The sequence below is a fragment of the Lysinibacillus sp. GbtcB16 genome (genome assembly GCF_019091145.1).
Taxonomy (GTDB): domain Bacteria; phylum Bacillota; class Bacilli; order Bacillales_A; family Planococcaceae; genus Lysinibacillus; species Lysinibacillus fusiformis.
Map to the genome: position 1 here is coordinate 1 of NZ_JAGXJV010000600.1, position 256 is coordinate 256.

The 256-nt window shown below is 53.9% G+C and carries 1 protein-coding gene; it reads left to right on the top strand.

Annotated elements, in window-relative coordinates:
- Positions 1-256 (top strand): aromatic acid exporter family protein (locus KVT27_RS25355; protein WP_254636293.1); only part of this gene is annotated, 256 nt, incomplete at both ends.

Sequence of the window (256 nt, forward strand, 5' to 3'; positions counted from 1 at the left end):
GTGCTCAAAACCGCCCTTGCCGTCGGCATTGCGATGTATCTCGCCCATGTATTGGGGCTTAAAACGCCTGCTGCAGCAGGACTTTTGGCGATTCTGGGCATTGAAGTAACGGAGAAGAAAGGGATCCAAAGCGCACTCCATCGCATTGCAGCTTCCGTGCTGGCGCTGCTCATCGGGTCCTTGCTTTTCACGATGTTCAGCTTTCACATCTGGGTTGTCGTGCTCTTCCTGCTCATCGTTTTCCCGCTGCTTCATC